General features: G+C 68.5%; 12 protein-coding genes and 1 pseudogene. 6 read left to right on the forward strand and 7 right to left on the reverse strand.

What is annotated here, in order from left to right:
- Together A5780_RS42065 and A5780_RS22655 are read right to left on the reverse strand one after the other, a co-directional pair.
- A pseudogene (locus tag A5780_RS42065) lies at positions 1 to 774 on the reverse strand (hypothetical protein); the annotation flags it as partial.
- 255 nt (positions 775 to 1,029) lie between these two features.
- The gene (locus A5780_RS22655; RefSeq protein WP_064909566.1) at positions 1,030 to 3,117 is read right to left on the reverse strand and encodes an AMP-binding protein; all 2,088 of its coding nucleotides are present in this window, start codon (positions 3,115 to 3,117) and stop codon (positions 1,030 to 1,032) included.
- 263 nt (positions 3,118 to 3,380) lie between these two features.
- On the opposite strand from A5780_RS22655, the gene A5780_RS22660 reads away from it, so the two are divergent.
- Positions 3,381 to 4,391: an alpha/beta hydrolase family protein gene (locus A5780_RS22660; protein ID WP_064909542.1), complete on the forward strand. Its 1,011-nt coding sequence runs from the start codon at positions 3,381 to 3,383 to the stop codon at positions 4,389 to 4,391.
- Positions 4,392 to 4,400: 9 nt separating this feature from the next.
- Here the strand turns inward: A5780_RS22660 and A5780_RS22665 are convergent, their stop codons facing one another.
- From A5780_RS22665 to A5780_RS22675, 3 genes are all read right to left on the reverse strand, one after another.
- Entirely contained in the window at positions 4,401 to 5,213 is an 813-nt protein-coding gene (locus A5780_RS22665) for an SAM-dependent methyltransferase (RefSeq protein WP_169812447.1), read from the reverse strand.
- 5 nt (positions 5,214 to 5,218) lie between these two features.
- A complete protein-coding gene (locus A5780_RS22670) occupies positions 5,219 to 6,517 on the reverse strand; it encodes a diguanylate cyclase domain-containing protein (RefSeq protein WP_064909543.1) in 1,299 nt (432 codons plus the stop codon).
- A gap of 175 nt (positions 6,518 to 6,692) precedes the next feature.
- A complete protein-coding gene (locus A5780_RS22675; protein ID WP_030517270.1) occupies positions 6,693 to 7,028 on the reverse strand; it encodes an Lsr2 family protein in 336 nt (111 codons plus the stop codon).
- Between the two features lie 346 nt (positions 7,029 to 7,374).
- Between A5780_RS22675 and A5780_RS22680 the strand changes: the two genes are divergently transcribed.
- A complete protein-coding gene (locus A5780_RS22680) occupies positions 7,375 to 8,388 on the forward strand; it encodes a cation diffusion facilitator family transporter (RefSeq protein WP_064909544.1) in 1,014 nt (337 codons plus the stop codon).
- Positions 8,389 to 8,456: 68 nt separating this feature from the next.
- Entirely contained in the window at positions 8,457 to 9,446 is a 990-nt protein-coding gene (locus A5780_RS22685) for a cytochrome c oxidase assembly protein (RefSeq protein ID WP_064909567.1), read from the forward strand.
- 86 nt (positions 9,447 to 9,532) lie between these two features.
- On the opposite strand, the gene lexA is transcribed toward A5780_RS22685, so the two are convergent.
- Positions 9,533 to 10,303 (reverse strand): transcriptional repressor LexA, encoded by a 771-nt coding sequence (lexA, locus tag A5780_RS22690; protein WP_030517267.1) that lies wholly within the window; start codon positions 10,301 to 10,303, stop codon positions 9,533 to 9,535.
- Between the two features lie 287 nt (positions 10,304 to 10,590).
- On the opposite strand from lexA, the gene A5780_RS22695 reads away from it, so the two are divergent.
- The 3 genes from A5780_RS22695 to nrdR all read left to right on the forward strand — a co-directional run bounded on the left by A5780_RS22695 (position 10,591) and on the right by nrdR (position 13,110).
- Positions 10,591 to 11,082 carry a LysM peptidoglycan-binding domain-containing protein gene (locus tag A5780_RS22695; protein WP_063016651.1) on the forward strand — a complete coding sequence of 164 codons (492 nt, stop codon included), beginning with the start codon at positions 10,591 to 10,593 and terminating at the stop codon, positions 11,080 to 11,082.
- Between the two features lie 137 nt (positions 11,083 to 11,219).
- Entirely contained in the window at positions 11,220 to 12,473 is a 1,254-nt protein-coding gene (locus A5780_RS22700; RefSeq protein ID WP_064909545.1) for a hypothetical protein, read from the forward strand.
- Between the two features lie 160 nt (positions 12,474 to 12,633).
- Positions 12,634 to 13,110 carry a transcriptional regulator NrdR gene (gene nrdR / locus A5780_RS22705; RefSeq protein ID WP_063016647.1) on the forward strand — a complete coding sequence of 159 codons (477 nt, stop codon included), beginning with the start codon at positions 12,634 to 12,636 and terminating at the stop codon, positions 13,108 to 13,110.
- Between the two features lie 32 nt (positions 13,111 to 13,142).
- Here nrdR and hrpA read toward each other — a convergent pair whose 3' ends face one another.
- Positions 13,143 to 17,252, reverse strand: a complete 4,110-nt coding sequence (gene hrpA, locus A5780_RS22710; protein WP_064909546.1) for an ATP-dependent RNA helicase HrpA — start codon at positions 17,250 to 17,252, stop codon at positions 13,143 to 13,145.
- Positions 17,253 to 17,318 lie beyond the last annotated feature (66 nt).

The raw sequence follows: 17,318 nt of genomic DNA on the forward strand, positions 1-17,318 counted from the left end.
TGGGCCCCGGTGTGGAGGTGGGCTGCGGCGAAGGCGACTGCGCGGCAGGCGTTTCGGTGGCCGGTCGCGCGGAGGGTTGGCTTGGTCGGGGTGTGGGGGGATGTGGAGGGCGAGGATGTGGTAGTTGTCGGCGATTTCGATGCCGCATTCGCGGGCCATGGTGCTGGTGGGGTGGCCGCCGAGGAGGGCTGAGGTGAGGGTGTGGACGGCGTTGTGGTGTTCGGAGACGACGGCGCGGAGTTCGCGGACGTAGGCGTGGGAGACGGCGGTGGTCATGGTGTCGAGGATTTCGACGAGGAGTTTGGCGCCTTGGAGGAGGTTGGTGTAGTCGGTGTGGGTGAGGGTGAGTGTCGGTTCACCGTCGGTGCCACTGTCACTGCTGCCGCCGGCACTGTTACTGCCATTGTTGCCGCCGCCGCTGCTGTTGCTGTTGGTGGTGGTGCGGGTTTTGGTGGTGGCGTTGGTGACGACGAGGTCGAAGCCGATTTTGAAGCCTTCGTGGATGGCGTGGTGGATGGTGTCGATGGGGACGCCTTCGCGGGCCCAGGCGGCGGCGGCGTCTTTGAGGCGTTCGGTTTTTTCGGGGATGTCGCGGCCGTCGAGGAGGCTGATGGCGAGTTCGAGGCAGGTGCGGGTGATGGTGGTGATGTCGCCGTGGATGGCGTCGCCGGGCAGGGTGCCGCAGGGGGCGACGTTTTCGACGAAGTGGCCGACCATGTGCCGCGACAGCGACCACACATCCTTCAACGGCGACGACAGCAATTGACCGGACATGGTCAAACTGGGGCGCGTCGAGCCGGCGGTGGCCTCGCCGGAAGCGCCCGGTGCGGCGACGGGCCCCCGGGACGCGGCGGTAGACCCTGGCGAGGCGGCAGAACCCGGCGTGGCAACAGACATTGGCGAAAACTTCCTTCCCCGCCCGTTTACTGCGCTGCCTTTATAACGTAACCGTAACGAGACCCCGATGGATGTATTTCGCTCATCCTCGTGACAAATGAGGATGTCACCCGGGTGCGCCCTGGTGAACGGTCACAACTCGGCCGCCGGTTGGAACGGACCGGTCAGGTCGGCGCTCCCGCCGATCAGCAGCCGCTTGAGCACCTTGCCGGTCTCACCGCGCGGCAGTGCCGACAGGAAGGTGACATCGCGCGGCACCGAGAACCTGCTCAGCCGGTTGCGGACGTAGGTGCGGATCATGTCCGGGTCCAGGCCCGAACCCTCGCGCTTGACGATGAACGCGGCCAGCCGCTGCCCGAATTCATGGTCCGGCACCCCGACCACGGCCACATCGGCGATCTGCGGCAGATGTGACAGCGCCTCCTCCACCGGCCGCGGGAAGACGTTCTCACCGCCCGAGATGATCATCTCGTCGTCGCGGCCGGCGATGAACAGCCGTCCGTCGGCATCCAGATACCCCAGGTCGCCGGTGTCGAGCATGCCGTCGGTCTCGTCCGGCGGCGCCGAATTGACGTATCCGTCGAACAGCATGTGATTGCCCACGTAGATGCGTCCGGTCGCGCCGACGGGCACGGGCGTGCGATCCGGGCCCAGCACAGCGATTTTGGTGCCGAGCGGTGGCAGCCCGGCGGTGGTCGGCGCGGCCCGCAGATCCTCGGGCGTGGCGATGGTCGCCCACGACACCTCGGTGGAGCCGTAGATGTTGTAGAGCACATCGCCGTAGTTGTCGGCGAACCGCAGCACGGTGGCACCGGCCAGCGGCGCCCCGCAACTCGCCGCGATCCGCAGGCTGGAGGTGTCGTAGCGGGCCCGCACATGGGTCGGCAGGTCCAGGATCCGCTGCACCATGGTCGGTACCAGAATCACCGTGCCGACCCGGTTTTCGGCTATCCGGCGCAGGGTGTCGCGGGCATCGAACTGCTCCGGCAGCACGACGGTGGCGCGCAGCGCCGTACTCAATTGCAGGGCGGCCAGCCCCCAGGTGTGGAACAGCGGTGCCGGGATGAGCATGGTGTCGTTCATGCGCAGCGGAATGCGCGACAGCAGCGCCGCCACCGTGGCGAAGCCCTTGGCGTGCGGGCGGCGCGCACCCTTCGGGGTGCCGCTGGTCCCGGAGGTCAGCACGATCAACCGGCCCGGCCGTGCGGGTTTGTCGAAACCGTTGTCGCCCTCGGTGATCAGATCCTCGATGGTGGTGCGCCCGGGTGCGCCGTCGTCGGTGGCGATGCGCACGATGTCGGAATGCAGGTAGTGGATCAGTTCTTCCAGCTCGGCGTCGACGAAGACGTGCGCCAGCCGGTGCCGCTGCACGATTTCCTCGATCCGCCGGGCCGACAGGCCCGCGTTGAGCAGGATCGTGTCCACGCCGAGTTTGCCTGCCGCGACCATGGTTTCGACCATGCCGGCGTGATTGCGAGCCAGCAGGCCGATCGCGTCGCCGGTGCGCAGGCCCAGGCCGGCCATGCCGCCCGCCAGTGCGGTGCTGCGCCGGTCGATGTCGGCGAAGGTGCGACTGCGCCGATCGTCGATGACGGCGATGCGGTGGGGGGAATGCGCGGCCGCGGCCGCGTAGCCGCCGGCGAGATTGAAACCCCACCGGGCGAGTCCGCGCAGCTGCCCGACACTGCGATCCGGCCGCGCCGTGTGCACCACGCCCGTTCCGAGGATGTGGCGAGCCACGTCCGCGCGCCGCCGCAGCGGAGAGTTCTCGCGGTTGATCACGACCGAAGTCGGTGCGGCCGTGACCAGTTGGCGCAGCCGCCGCAGTCCGGCGTCGAGCCAGGCCAGCGCGCCGGCGGTCGAGGCGCGCGCGGCGACCGGATGTATCCGGCCGGCGGCGAAACAGGTGATCACGGCCCGGGTGCCGCCCTCGATATCGCGCAGCCGCACGGAGGCGAAACTTCCGGTCGCCGCGCAGTACAACTCGAAGGCCTCCCCGCGCGGGCCCACCCGCACCGTCAGCGACAGCGTCCGGATCTCGGTGTCGGCGGTTCCGATGCGCAGCTGCCACAGCGGCGCGCCGGCGACGGCCTCGAGCCGTTCACAGGCGCCGATCCCGGTGAAGATGCGCGGATACAGCTGCGGGTCGATGAGCAGCTCCCAGACGGCGCTGCGCTCGACCGGCAGCTCGACGGCGGTGTCGAAAACCTCGGTAGCCAACTTCTTACACTTCTCGCGGGCCGGTTCTTCGAGCACACCGGCGGGAACTCCTTTGTAACCGGGATTGATTTCGCGCAGAAGATGCCTTGTGACAATTCCCGGAGCGCCCGGGGGCACGGTTGTGAGTTGGCCGCCGATCGTCCGATGCGTGATGTGCGTCGCAGTCCGGAACGGAACGTCGTCCGCCGCTCCGATCGTTGAGCCAGCGGCTGTCCCGCGTCACAACGGTGCCGGACCCCGCCGGAAAAGGATGTGTGAGCTGGATGAGCAGGCGATTCGGGTCACGGTACCGGCGCCCGGCGGTGCTGTGCCTGGCACTGGCGGCCGTGGTGGCGCTGTCGAGCGGCGTCGCCGCGGCGACCGACGGATCGGCGTCCGCGGACGGATCCCGGATCGACCGGATCATCGATATCGACGCCCGCCACGCCACGCTCGTCGTGTACTCGGCGGCCATGGACCGCACGATCAGCATGCGGGTACTGCGCCCGGCCGACACCTCGCGGCCGGCTCCGGTGCTGTATCTGCTCGACGGCGCGGAGGACGGCATCGGGACCGGCGGCATCGAAACCTCGTGGGAAACCCGCACCGACATCGACGCTTTCACCGCCGACAAGGACGTCACCGTGGTGAACATCCTCGACGGCCGCTACACGTACTACACCGATTGGCTCGCCGACGATCCAGTGCTGGGCCGCAACGAATGGACGACCTTCCTGACGCGGGAACTGCCGCCGCTCGTCGACGCCGCGCTGCGCACCTCGGGCCGCAATGCGATTGCGGGGGTGTCGATGTCGGCGACCTCGGTCCTCGCGCTGGCGCAGGCTGCTCCCGGACTGTACGCCGCGGTGGGGTCGTTCAGCGGATGCGCCCAGACCGGAACCGATCCGGGCCGGCGCTTCGTGCAGGCGGTGGTGGCCTCCGGCGGCGGAAATCCGTGGAACATGTGGGGCCCGGACGGTTCGCCCGGCTGGAACGACGCCGATCCCAGCACCGCGGCGAATCTGGAAAAGCTCCGGGGGACAGAGCTTTTCGTGACCGCGGGGGTGCCGCGCCCCGGCGGTGCGACGAACGGCCCGGCTGTCGCCGATCCCGCCGGAGGCGGTGCGCTGGAATCGGTGGTCGCGCAGTGCACCCGGCGGCTGCAGGACGCGACCGAGGCTCTCGGAATTCCCGCCACCTACCGCTACACGCCGGGCGGGCTGCACGACTGGCCGTACTGGGAGCGGTCCCTGCACGAGGCGTGGCCGATGATCGCACGGGCGCTCGCCGATTAGCAGCCCGGATCAGGGCTTGCGGGCCACACCCGCGTAGCCGTCGAGGGGCCGGACCTCCGGCAGGGGCTCGTCCGGATCCGGTCGCCACCGGGCCAGATATTCCAGGCCGGGTTCGACCAGGACCAGATCGCCGAGCAGTTCCATGATCTCGGCGCGGGTGCGCAGCCGATCGCCCCGGCCGGTGACGCGTTCGGTCACCGCGAGCATGCGGTCCATCTGCTCGGGCGGTCCCTCGCTGGTCAGATGCGACAGCGCCAGATAACTTCCGGAGGCGATGGTGTCGCGCAGTCGTTCGAATACCGTCGCGGCCAGCGCGTCGTCGGCGACGAAATGCAGCATCGATACGAGCAGGACGGCGACCGGCCGGTCGAAATCCAGCAGCTCCCGGACCTGCGGATGCTCCAGTACCCCATCGATATCGGTGAAATCGCCGTGCACCGCGGTGGCGTTCGGATTGTCGGCCAGCAGCTTGCGGCTCATGGTCACCGCGACCGGATCGATATCGACATAGACCACTCGCGCGCCCGGCACGACGCGCTGCGCGATCTCGTGCACGTTGCCCGCGGTCGGAATTCCGGAGCCCAGATCGAGGAATTGGTCGATACCCGCCTCGGCGAGAAAACCCACCGCACGCTGCAAAAACGCGCGGTTGGCGCGGGCCGTGCGCGGGACTTCGGGAATGACCTCGATCATTTGCGCGGCGACCGCCCGATCCACCTCGAAATTGGCGAATCCTCCGAGCAGATAGTCGTAAACTCGCGCCGGGCTGGGAATCCTGGGGTCGATGTCGTCGGCCGCCCAGTCGGGTAACAGAGGTTGCACGCAGCTCATCCTAGGCCGCGCACCCGGGCGGCGACATCGGTCGCATGAAGGACCCAGCGGTTGCGTCCGCTGGCCTTCGCGCGATAGAGCCCGGCGTCGGCGGCATCGAGCAGCCGCTCGGCGTCGGTGCCGGTGACGGGGGTGACGATCGCGCCGATACAGGCCGAGATCATCAGGTCGTGGTTGTCGACGGGGATGGGGTCGGCCAGCGCGTCGAGCAGGCGCTGCGCGACCGTGGCGATGTGCTCGGTATCGCAGGTCGGCCGCACCAGCCCGACGAATTCGTCGCCGCCCACCCGGGCCAGCAGGATCGCCGGGACGGCCGCCGAGAGCCGGTCCGCGACCGCGACCAGCAGGCGATCGCCCACCCCGTGGCCGTAGGTGTCGTTGACCGATTTGAATCCGTCGAGGTCGATGAAACACAAGCCGATGCAGTCCTCGGTCTCGGCGTCGGTGATGATGGCCGAGAGCACTTCCACCAGTTGCCGCCGATTGGGCAGGCCGGTGAGCGGATCCAGGCGGGCCTGGCGATGTAATTCGGCCTGCAATTCCCGCCGCTGTGTGGTGTCTTCGCCGACCACCAGCAGATAGGCCGCGCGCCCGCCGGTCGCCGGCACCAGGGTGATCGCCCAGGTGGCCCACCCGTCGACACCTTCGGGCCGGGGGTAGCGCAATTCCATCCGGACCGTGCCCGAGCCGGCGTGCAAAAGTTCGCCCAGCACGCGGCGCCGCAATTCCACTCGATCGTCCGGATGGATCAGATCGGTGACCCCGCGTTCGAGCAGATACTCGCGGCTCACGCCCAGCATCGCGGCCATGGCCGGATTCACGTCGACCACCCGGCCTTCGGCGTCACCGATGCCGATGGCGATGGCGGCATTGTCGAATACCACCCGGAATCGCGCCTCGGCGGCATTGCGGGCATCGGCCATCGCCGAGTGCAACATTTCCTGATGCCGTGCCCGGGTGGCGAGTAACTCCTCGGTATATCCGCGGGCCATCTCACCCAGTACGGCGAGCACCCGATCGCCCGGGGGGAAGGTGGTGGTGGCCAGCGGCGTCAGCGCGCGGGCGGAGCGGGGCATGACCTGCGGATCGGTGAGGTTGGCGCGCACCAGCGCGGCGCCGATCGCGGCCGCGGGCGCCGCGTCGAACGGTTCCGCCCGCACGATGGTGACGAGCTGCTGGAGCAACCCCAGCAGCAGGTGCTCGAGCTCGCGCATGGACATGGGAACGAAACCGGTGTCGGCGATCGCGATACGCCATCGCCGAGCCAGTTCACCGACCCCGGTTTCCCCTGTCATGCACACCAACCCCGCCTCGGAACTACTCCCAGCGACTTGTGAGTACGGCGCGGCGCCGAACCAGAGAACCAGATTACCGCGCCGAGCGGGCCCGCAAGATCACGGCTGTGGCGTGATGCTGCGGGCCCGCTCGGTATGTACGGTGTGCGATCTCGGTGGAAAGATCGGATGCCGGCTACTTGCTCGCTTTGTGATAGGCGGCGACAACCTCGGAGGAAATGCGGCCGCGCGCGGAGACGTTATAGCCGTGTTTCTTGGCCCATTCCCGGATCGCCACCGTCTGCTCGCGGTCGGCCGCGGACTTCGTGCGGGTGCCGCCGCCGGACTTCAAGCGGCCGACCTTGCGGGCCTTTTCCGTCCAGGGTTCGAGTGCCCCGCGCAGCTTCCCGGCATTCAATGTCGACAGGTCGATTTCATACGCCACACCGTCGATCGAGAACTGCACGGTCTCATCCGCTTTGGACTTCCCGTCGTAATCATCGATGAGTGTGACGGTGACTTTCTTGGCCATGATCGAGCCCTTTCGCACTGACACGGAGCAACTGGGATTGTGTATACCGTACCGTAGTGCGACCGGCCGTAGTGAATCCGGTGCTATTCGGGCGTTTTCGATCGTGAATGTTCCCGGAATGCGAAAAGAATCGGCGGGACGCATTTAGTGCGGGCACGGCAAAAGTTATCGGAATGCTCGCGGTCTTCGGACACTACTCGGGAGTTCGGATCGCGCGGTTCGGATAAAGGGAGCGGTGCGCGGGTACCCGGCTGCCGGGCCTCGCGGCGCGCGCAGCAGGGGATATTGCACACATAGCGATGTATGCATATGATGACGAACGAAGCGACGGAGAGGAGTTTCGGGCATGGGCGCCGGACATACACACGGCTCGGGCCACGGGCATGCGCACAGTCATGCGCACGCCACTCCCGACAGCGATCGGCGCTGGCTCGCCGGGGCGCTCGCGGTCATCGTGGTCTTCCTCCTCGGCGAGGTGGTCGTCGGTGTGGTGGCCGGATCACTGGCCCTGCTGTCGGATGCCGCGCACATGCTCACCGACGCCGCTTCGATCGCGTTGGCGCTGTGGGCAATTCGTCTCGCGGCGCGACCACCGGCCGGGCGGATGACCTTCGGCTGGAAGCGCGTCGAAATCCTGTCCGCGCAAGCCAACGGCCTGACGCTGCTGGTGTTGTCGGCCTGGCTGTTCTACGAGGCGATCCGCCGCCTGATCCAGCCGCCGTCGGTCACCGGGGAGCTCGTCCTCGCCACAGCGCTCGTGGGTGTGGTCGTGAATCTCGCCGCCACCTGGATGATTTCCCGGGCCAATCGCAGCAGCCTGAATGTCGAGGGCGCGTTCCAGCACATCCTCACCGATCTCTACGCCTTCCTCGCGACCGCGGTGGCCGGAGTGATCATCATGGTCACCGGATTCGAACGCGCCGACGCGATAGCGACGCTGGTGGTGGTCGCGCTGATGGTCAAGGCGGGCGTCGGCCTGGTCCGCGCGTCGAGCCGGATATTCCTCGAGGCCGCCCCGGCCGATATCGACCCGGCTGCGGTGGGTGTGGGCATGGCCGCCCGTGACGGGGTGGTCGAGGTGCACGACCTGCACATCTGGGAAATCACCTCGGGGTCTCCGGCGCTCTCGGCGCACGTGCTGGTCGAGCCCGGCCGCGACTGTCATGCGGTGCGTCAGGATCTGGCGCAGTGGCTGGCCGCCGACCATCACATCGAGCACGCCACGCTGCAGGTGGATCACGCACAGCCCGAACTGATCGAACTCGGGGCCGGTTCGAGTGGCCACTGCGCTGAGTCGCACGGCCCCGCGCACCGGTCGCAGGGTGTCGCGCACGCCCACGAATCCGGTAATCGGAACTAACCGGACACCCCGCCGGACCGGCGCAAACGCCCCGGGACGCCGGGTGGATACTGGCTGCCGTGGGATGGATAGACACGCCGCTGACCGTGCAGTCCGTCATCGAGGAATGGCGCTGGGACACCTCGACCATCGTGGTGACCGCGGCGTTGGGGCTCGGCTACGGCCTGGCTCGCCGGCGCGCCGATCTGCGCGGTAGCACGGAATCGGCGGGACGCAGCTGGGCGTTCGGCGCGGTCGGCCTCGGAGTGTGGTTGCTGACCGGCATCAGCGTGATCGGCGTGTATTCCGGGACCCTCTTCTGGATGCGGGCACTGCAGATCCTGCTGCTGCTCTACGTGGTTCCGTTCGGCCTGGCGACCGGGCGGCCGCTGACCGTGGTGCGGGATTCGCTGGGCGCGGCCGGACGAGCGAGGATGGAACGCGTGCTGGCCTCGGCGCCGGCGCGGGTGGTGACCTATCCGCTGGTCTCCTCGATCGCCATCCTGGCCACTCCCTGGCTGCTGATCCTGACCCCGTGGTACGAAGCCGTCCTGCGGCACGGCGTGGTCGATGCGCTCACCCGAATGCTGCTGGTGGCCGTCGGCTTCCTGTACTTCTATTCGCGGCTGCAGACCGATCCGGTGCCGCACCGCTATTCGCAGGCCCTCTCGTTGTTGATCACGGTTTTCGAGTCGCTGGCAGACGGGGTGCTGGGGTTGGTGCTGTGGTTCGGGCCGCTGGTCGCGGTGGACTACTACACCGAGGTGGGCCGGACGTGGGGCCCCGATCTACGCATGGATCAGATCATCGGCGCGGGCATCATCTGGGTGCTCGGCGACGTGCTCGGCCTGCCCTACCTGCTGACGCTGATGCGATCGTGGGCGGCCGACGAACGACGCAACGCCGCGAAAATGGACGCCGAACTCGATGCGGCCGAAGAGCTTTCGGCGCCACCGGCCGACGCGGACGGGCGGACCTCGCCCGCGCCCGCCGCGGCGACGGCGAGCGCGGAGGCACCGGTCCAGAGCGGCCTGTGGTGGGAAAACGATCCCGTGCTGCGCGACCGCTTCCGGCGCTGACGGAATGCGCCCGTCCGGACGGCCACCGCTTCCTGCCGCCGGCCGGGCTGTCGCACCCGGATCTCGCGCACTCAGATCTTGCGCACTCAGATCTTGCGGATCACCGTGACGACCTTGCCCAGGATCTGGGCGTCGTTACCGTCGATCGGATCGAACAGCGGGTTGTGCGGAATCAGCCAGACCTGGTCGCCGGTGCGTTTGAACGTCTTGACCGTCGCCTCGCCCTCGATCATCGCCGCGACGATATCGCCGTTGTCGGCGACATTCTGCTGGCGGACGACCACCCAGTCGCCGTCGCAGATCGCCGCGTCGACCATCGATTCGCCGACGACCTTCAGCAGGAACAGCGAACCCTCGCCGACCAGTTCGCGCGGCAGCGGGAACACGTCCTCCACGGCCTGTTCCGCGAGGATCGGCCCACCGGCGGCGATGCGGCCCAGCACCGGCACATAGGTGGGCGCCGGGGTCGCGTCGGAGGTTTCGGTCGCCACCGCGCGCAGCACCGGCGCGGCACCGGCCGCGCGCACGGCGGTCTCGTCCAGGCCGCGAACGTCGACCGCACGGGGACGGTTGGGATCGCGGCGCAGATACCCCTTGCGCTCGAGTGCCCGGAGCTGATGCGCGACCGAGGAGGTGGAGGTGAGTCCGACCGCATCGCCGATCTCGCGGATGCTCGGGGGATAGCCGCGTTCGTTCACCGAGGTCCGGATGACCTCGAGTACCTTGCGCTGGCGGACGGTGAGATCCGCTCCGTTGCCGGGGGTTTCGGTGTCACCGGCCGGCGCCGGGGCGCCGTCGGGGGAGACCGTGCCGCTTCCGGCCGCCTCCTCGTGTCCGACCACCGTACGTTCGCTCACGCTCGCCGTCCTCCATTCGTCTGTCTGCCGGGGCGTGTGTCTGCCGGGTTCTGCCGGCGCCGGGTTCTGCCGGCGCCGTCGGATCGCGTGTTTCGAATGTAGTCCGCCCGCGGCCAGGTTTCAAACATCTGTTCGACGCATGTCGGCGTGGCTGGTGACTTTGTCGGTCCGGCGTGGTAAGAATTCGAACATCAGTTCGTCGAACAGATGAGCGAATACGCCACCACTCTCATATCCCTGTGATCCATCAGCCCAGCACTCGTCACAGCATTCATGGAGGTCGTCAGATGCGTACCGCGGTCGATGAATTCAGCACGATCGGCACCCGGACCGGTTCGGCCGGCGGTGCCCCCGTCCGCACCGTGCGGCCGGTCCGGCGCCACGGCCGGGCCGACCTGCGGCGTCCCCGCGGCCCGTATCGCCCGCACGCCGTGGCGGGCTACGACCGAGTGCCGGCCGCCGCGCCGGCCCGCGGGCCCCATCCGCTCCAGCGGGTGGAACAAGCCCGAATCGGACTCGCGACCCTCGCGGCGACCGCCCTGCTCACCGCGGCAGCGGTCTGTGGATTGATGGGTGTGGCGCAGCTGCGCGACGCGGGTGGCCCGGCGTCCACACAGACCGTCCAGGTGCAGCCCGGTGAGTCGCTGGCCGACCTCGCGCAGCGGGTGGCGCCGGGAGATCCGGTGCGCGACACGGTGGCCCGCATCGTGGAGTTGAACGGATTACGCGGCGCCGAGGTGGCCGCCGGACGCACTCTCGTGGTTCCGGCATCGCGATAAAGCCGTGGTCGGAGGCCTGGATGACTGCGAATCCGCGTGGCCGGATTTATTGATCCAGAACTGAAACCTGTTGCTACTCTGCTCGGAATGTGATCGGGGCTACATTCGCCGCCAACAAATTTCGAGGACGAGGCATCATGGCGCACACCCTCCAGCGGGCGCTGCCGCGACTGTTCGCACACGCGGCCGCACTGCTCATCTGTTTCGTCATCGCCGGTGCCGCGGCGCCGGCGGTACACGCGGAGGCGGGATACACCGCATATCTGGACATTCCCGTGGTGAACGGGGCGGGGGAGAGCGCCGGTGGCCTGAATCCCGAGCTGCCGCTGGACATTTCGACGCTGCGCGCGGCGCTGGACCAGGCCCGCGCCGACGGAGTCGCACCGTCGCGGTATGCGGCACTGCTGCATCAGTATTGGCTCACGGTGGCGACCGCCGGTGCCGATATCGACCTGGCCGCGTGGGATCCGATCCGGGGAGTTGCCGCCAATTCGCGCACCTTCACCCAGGTCTACGTGAACTACCTGCGGCTGACGACCGCCCACCCCGAGTTCTACTGGACCGGGCTGGCCGGACTGGCGGGTGGCTCGTTCGCCTCCGGCTTCTTCGACATGAGCGACGTGGCAACAATTCTCAGCGTGCCGGGTATTCATCAGCTCGGTGGCGCGGTCGCGGATCTGCTGCGAGCCACACCGCCGCAGCTCGTCGCGGCGCTACCCGCCGACATCCGGCTCCTGGCGAGCGAGGGGCCCCGGCTCACCGCCGAGGATCTGGCATGGTTCCAGACCCGGCTGATGATCATGCAGAAGCACATCTTCCTCGACCAGGTGCCGATGCACGAGGCCTATGTCGCGGGAGGGTTGCCCGCGATCGAGGAGATGTACGCCGCCGGCGTGCTCGACGACAATGCCGTCCAGGCCTGGCGCTCGCTCGCCACCGGCACGGTCACCGGATACAACGACGCGCTGATGCGGATGACCGATCGCGAACAGAATCAGATCATCGCCGATCAATGGGATGTGACATCGCAGGGGCGGGGCGCGATGGGCCGGGTGATGACCTACGTCAGCACCGTGGCGGCAAAGCCGGCGGTACCCGGCGTGCGCGCACCCGGTGTGTTCGCACCGACCACCGTCTCGGCGGAGGTCGACGGTCGCACGATGACGCTGCGCACCCCGTTGCCCAACTTCAACTGGGCCGACCGCGACCCGCGCTGGACTTACATCACCGGCGACCTGGTGCCGTGCTACGAACGGATGCAGGCCACTCCGGGTCTGGCCCGCCAGGTGCTGTCGGTGCCGTTCGCCGGTGATCTCGCCGCCGGACGATTGCTGAATCGCCTGCCGGATCTGCTCACCGACCTGACGAGCCAGTGGCAACTGACGGCGTGAGCGGCCCCGGTCGCGGGTCCGCATGGGCCGTGCCGAACACCGTCCGGGTATCCTGAAAGACGCTCAGGACATACGTGGTGAGTGCGGCTGTATCGGCGGAACAAGGTCGAGGGCAGGCAGCTCGTCGCGAACCGACGCAGGCATCGACGAAGGATCCCGGATGCATTGCCCGTACTGTCGGCACCCGGATTCGCGGGTGGTCGACTCGCGTGAGGCCGAGGAAGGCAGCGCGATCAGGCGCCGCCGCGCGTGTCCGCAGTGCGGTCGCCGCTTCACCACGGTCGAGACCGCGATCCTCTCGGTGGTCAAACGCAGCGGTGTCACCGAACCGTTCAGCCGCGAGAAGGTGATCCGTGGTGTCCGCCGCGCCTGCCAGGGGCGCGAGGTCGACGACGATGCCCTGAACCTGCTCGCCCAGCAGGTCGAGGATGCGGTGCGGGCGAAGGGCTCTCCGGAGGTGCCGAGCCACGAAGTCGGTCTGGCCATCCTCGGGCCGTTGCGCGATCTCGACGAGGTCGCCTATCTGCGTTTCGCGTCGGTCTACCGGTCCTTCAGCTCCGCCGACGATTTCGAACGCGAGATCGCCGACCTGCGCCGCCATCGCGCCGAACGATCGGTGAGCGCCGGCGCCGACTGATCAACGCGCCAGGTGATCAGCGGGACCGGTGGTCAGCGGGATCGCGCGCCGGCGGGCGCCGCGCCGATGCCGTCGATGGCCTTGACGATTCGTTTGGCGGACACCGGATACGGTGTGCCCAGCTGCTGGGCGAACAGGCTCACCCGCAGTTCCTCGATCATCCACCAGATCTCGGTGACGTCGGCGGCCGTGCGACGCGCCTCCGGGAGGCGGTCGAGCAACCGCGCGTAGGCGGTGTGCACCCGATCCAGTTCGGCCGCGCCGAGGCGATCGCGGTCGGCCGAGGCCGGCAACGCGAGCAGTCGTGCCTCGGCGGCGTGCAGATACCGCGGGATCTCGCGCAGCCGGGCACTGCCGAATTCGCTGACGAAACCGGCGAAGACCAGGTCGTCGAGCTGCCCGGCGACATCGTCGGCGATATCGCGATCGGTGGTGTCGGCCAGGGCGGTGCGCACCCGGTGCGCGGCCGCCAGCACCGGAACCACCAGCGCGAGGATGCGCGCGACCGCACCGGCGAACTGCGGTCGAACCTGCTCGACGAGCCGAGTGAACTGCTCCGGGCTGCGCACCGGGCCACCGTGTGCGGCGATCAGTTCGTCGGCGGCGCAGGCGCGGCAGTCGTCGAGCAGTGCCTCCAGCGATCCGTACGGGTTCTGGCTCAACGCGAGGCGATCGGCGGCCGACAGCCCCGAGGTGACCGAGCGTTGCGCGGCCGGCATCTCGCGCAGCAGCAGCGCGCGGGTTCCGGTGCGCATCGCGGCACGCTGTGCCGCCGGTGAGGACAACACTCGCACCGCCACCCCGTCGCCCTCGCGGACCAGCGCGGGATAGCCGGTGATGGTCTGGCCGCCGACCTCACGCCGAACGGTCTGCGGCACGGTGCCCAGCGTCTGCGCCGTCCACACCGTCGCCGGCGCCTTCTCGGCAGCACTCGTCGCCTTCGCCACGGACTGTGAAATCTGCTGGGAGAGCTGAGTTTTCAAGGTAGCGAGGCTCTTGCCACGGGCGAGGTGCGCGCCGTCGGGACCGGCGACGGCGAACGTCATCCGCAGATGATCGGGCAGCGCGGCGGGGTCGAGGTCGGCCGGTGCGATCGAGGTCGACGCCAGTGCCGACAATTCGCGGGCCAGTCCGCTGCGCAATGGTTCCGCGCGCGGAGTCAGCCGCGCCAACGCGGCCTTCGCGAAGTCCGGCGCGGGAACGACACTGCGGCGCAGCTGTTTCGGCAGGGTCTTGATCAGTGCGGCGGCGAGTTCCTCGCGCATGCCGGGAACCAGCCAGTCGAAGCCCACGGCACGAACGTGGGCGAGCTGGGCGACCGGGATGTGCACGGTCACGCCGTCGTCGGCCTGTCCTGGCTCGAACTGGTAGGTGAGCGGGAAAGTCAGCTCGCCCTGCCGCCAGCTGTCCGGGTAGGCGGCCGGATCCAGCTGGGCCGCTTGCGCATTGACCACGGTGGCGGTCGAGAAGTCCAGCAGATGCGGATCCTCGCGCTCGGCCTTGCGCCACCAGCTGTCGAAATGCCGCACCGACACCACGTCGGCGGGAATGCGCTGCTCGTAGAAATCGAACAGCACCTGGTCGTCGACGAGGATGTCGCGCCGCCGTGCCCGATGCTCCAGATCGGCCACATCGTCGAGCAGTTCGCGGTTGCGGTGGAAGAACCGGTGCCGGGTCTGCCATTCGCCCTGGACCAGTGCGTGCCGGATGAACAGCTCCCGCGACAGCTGGGCATCGATGCGGCCGAAGTCGACGCGGCGCTGGGTGACCAGCGGAATGCCGTAGAGGGTGACCCGCTCGTAGGCCATCGCCGCGCCGCGCCGGGATGACCAGTGCGGTTCGGAGTAGTTGCGTCTGACCAGATCGCCGGCGAGCCGTTCGGCCCATTCGGGCTCGATCCGTGCGGCCATCCGGCCCCACAGTCGCGAGGTTTCCACCAGTTCGGCCGCCATCACCCAGCGCGGCGGCTTCTTCGCCAGCGTCGAACCGGGGAAGATCATGAACTTCGCGCCGCGCGCACCGAGGAACTCCCGCGATTCGGCCTCGCGCACCCCGATATGCGACAGCATGCCCGCCAGCAGCGCGCGATGGATCGAGTCCCCGTCCCACGGCAGGGCTTCCGGATTCTGTTGCGGCGCGATCGATTCCGCGGCCGACCAGCCGAGGCTTTTCGTGATGGTGCGCAGCTGCCCTTGCAGATCCTGCCATTCCCGGATGCGCAGGTAGTGCAGGAACTCGTCGCGGCACAGTCGCCGGAACTGATTGGACGACAACGACTTCCGCTGTCCGCGCAGATAGTCCCATAAACGCAGATAGGCGAGGAAATCCGAGCCCTCGACGGTGAAGCGGGCGTGTTTGGTGTCGGCGGCCTGCTGGAATTCGGCCGGCCGTTCCCGCACGTCCTGGATCGACAGCGCCGCGACGATGACCAGCACCTCGGACAGGCATCCGTTCGCCTCGGCGGCGACGAGCATGCGCGCCATCCGCGGATCGACCGGAAGTTGGGCCATCTGCCGTCCCACCGCGGTGAGTGCCAGCTCGTCCCCGCCCTCCGGCGCGCGCACATGGCCCCCGGTGGCGCCTTCGCTGCCGCGTCCGCGGCGACGGCGCGCACCGCGAGCCGGCACGGGCGCCTCGGCAGGGCGCCCGAGAGCGCCGAGTTCCACTAGCAGCGCGATACCGTCGCGGATCGCCCGCCGGTCCGGGGCCTCGACGAATGGAAAGCTCTCGATGTCGCCGAGCCCCAGTGCGGTCATCTGCAGAATGACCGCGGCCAGGTTCGTGCGCAGAATCTCCGGTTCGGTGAACGCGGGGCGCGCCTCGAAGTCCTCCTCGGAGTAGAGCCGGATGCAGATGCCGTCGGCCACGCGTCCGCAGCGCCCGGAACGCTGCCGTGCGGAGGCCTGGGAGATCGGCTCGATCGGCAGGCGCTGCACCTTGGTGCGCATCGAATAGCGGGAGATGCGCGCGGTGCCCGGATCCACCACGTAGCGGATACCCGGCACCGTGAGCGAGGTCTCGGCGACGTTGGTGGCCAGCACCACACGACGGCCGGTGTGCGGCTGGAAGACTCGATGCTGTTCGGCCGCCGACAAGCGTGCGTACAGCGGAACGATCTCGGTGCGCGGCAGTTTCAGATCGCGCAGCGTGTCGGCGGTATCGCGGATCTCGCGCTCACCGGACAGGAATACCAGCACGTCGCCGTCGCCCCCGGCGAGCAGTTCGCGGACCGCGTCGCCGATGGCATCGGTCTGGTCGCGAGCGTCCTCGGCGCTGCCGCGTCCGCTCTGCCGGGGGCGACGCGGCGCCGGCTCCTCCTCGAAGTCGTCCTCGTCGTCGGTGCCGGCCATGTCCGGAGCCAGCGGGCGATACCGGATTTCGACCGGATAGGACCGCCCCGAGACCTCGACGATCGGCGCGGGCTCCCCGGAGTCGGCATCGGCGAAATGACGGGCGAACAGTTCCGGGTCGATGGTCGCCGAGGTGATGATCACCTTGAGATCCGGACGCTTCGGCAACAGCGACTTCAGATAGCCGAGCAGGAAGTCGATATTGAGGCTGCGCTCGTGCGCCTCGTCGATGATGATCGTGTCGTAGCGACGCAGCAGCCGGTCGCGCTGAATTTCGGCCAGCAGGATGCCGTCGGTCATCAGTTTGATCAGGGTGCGATCGGAGGCCTGATCGGTGAAGCGCACGGTGTAGCCGACCACGTCGCCGAGCTCGGTATCGAGTTCGGAGGCAATGCGTTCGGCCACCGTGCGGGCCGCGAGCCGCCGCGGCTGGGTGTGGCCGATGGTGCCGCGGATCCCGCGCCCGAGTTCGAGGCAGATCTTCGGGATCTGCGTGGTCTTACCCGACCCCGTCTCACCCGCGATCACGACGACCTGATGGGCGGCGATCGCCGCGGCGATATCGTCGCGATGGGCCGAGACCGGCAGTTGTTCGGGATAGCGAATCGCCGGGACCGCGCCGCGGCGGGTGTCGATGCGAGCCTGCGCGGCGGCGATCTCACGCTCCAGCCGCTCGATCTCGCCGTCGTTGCCGTGTGCCTTGTCCAGCCGTCGGCGCAGCCGGTGTTCGTCGCGGAGAGAGAGGTCGGCCAGGCGAGCGCGCAGCTCGCGGGTGGTGGCAGTCGAGGTCATTGCATCGACCAGCGTAGCGAAACCGGCCGTCCGGCCCGTTCCCGCGCTGGTCGAGGCGCCGGACGA

The sequence above is a fragment of the Nocardia sp. 852002-20019_SCH5090214 genome (genome assembly GCF_001665865.1).
Lineage (GTDB): Bacteria > Actinomycetota > Actinomycetes > Mycobacteriales > Mycobacteriaceae > Nocardia > Nocardia nova.

Excerpts from the sequence above, each read along its gene's own strand:
- A5780_RS22660 (WP_064909542.1), top strand. The coding sequence starts at position 3,381 with ATGAGCAGGCGATTCGGGTCACGGTACCGGCGCCCGGCGGTGCTGTGC.
- A5780_RS22670 (WP_064909543.1), bottom strand. The coding sequence starts at position 6,517 with ATGACAGGGGAAACCGGGGTCGGTGAACTGGCTCGGCGATGGCGTATC.
- A5780_RS22675 (WP_030517270.1), bottom strand. The coding sequence starts at position 7,028 with ATGGCCAAGAAAGTCACCGTCACACTCATCGATGATTACGACGGGAAG.
- A5780_RS22680 (WP_064909544.1), top strand. The coding sequence starts at position 7,375 with ATGGGCGCCGGACATACACACGGCTCGGGCCACGGGCATGCGCACAGT.
- A5780_RS22695 (WP_063016651.1), top strand. The coding sequence starts at position 10,591 with ATGCGTACCGCGGTCGATGAATTCAGCACGATCGGCACCCGGACCGGT.
- A5780_RS22700 (WP_064909545.1), top strand. The coding sequence starts at position 11,220 with ATGGCGCACACCCTCCAGCGGGCGCTGCCGCGACTGTTCGCACACGCG.
- nrdR (WP_063016647.1), top strand. The coding sequence starts at position 12,634 with ATGCATTGCCCGTACTGTCGGCACCCGGATTCGCGGGTGGTCGACTCG.
- hrpA (WP_064909546.1), bottom strand. The coding sequence starts at position 17,252 with ATGACCTCGACTGCCACCACCCGCGAGCTGCGCGCTCGCCTGGCCGAC.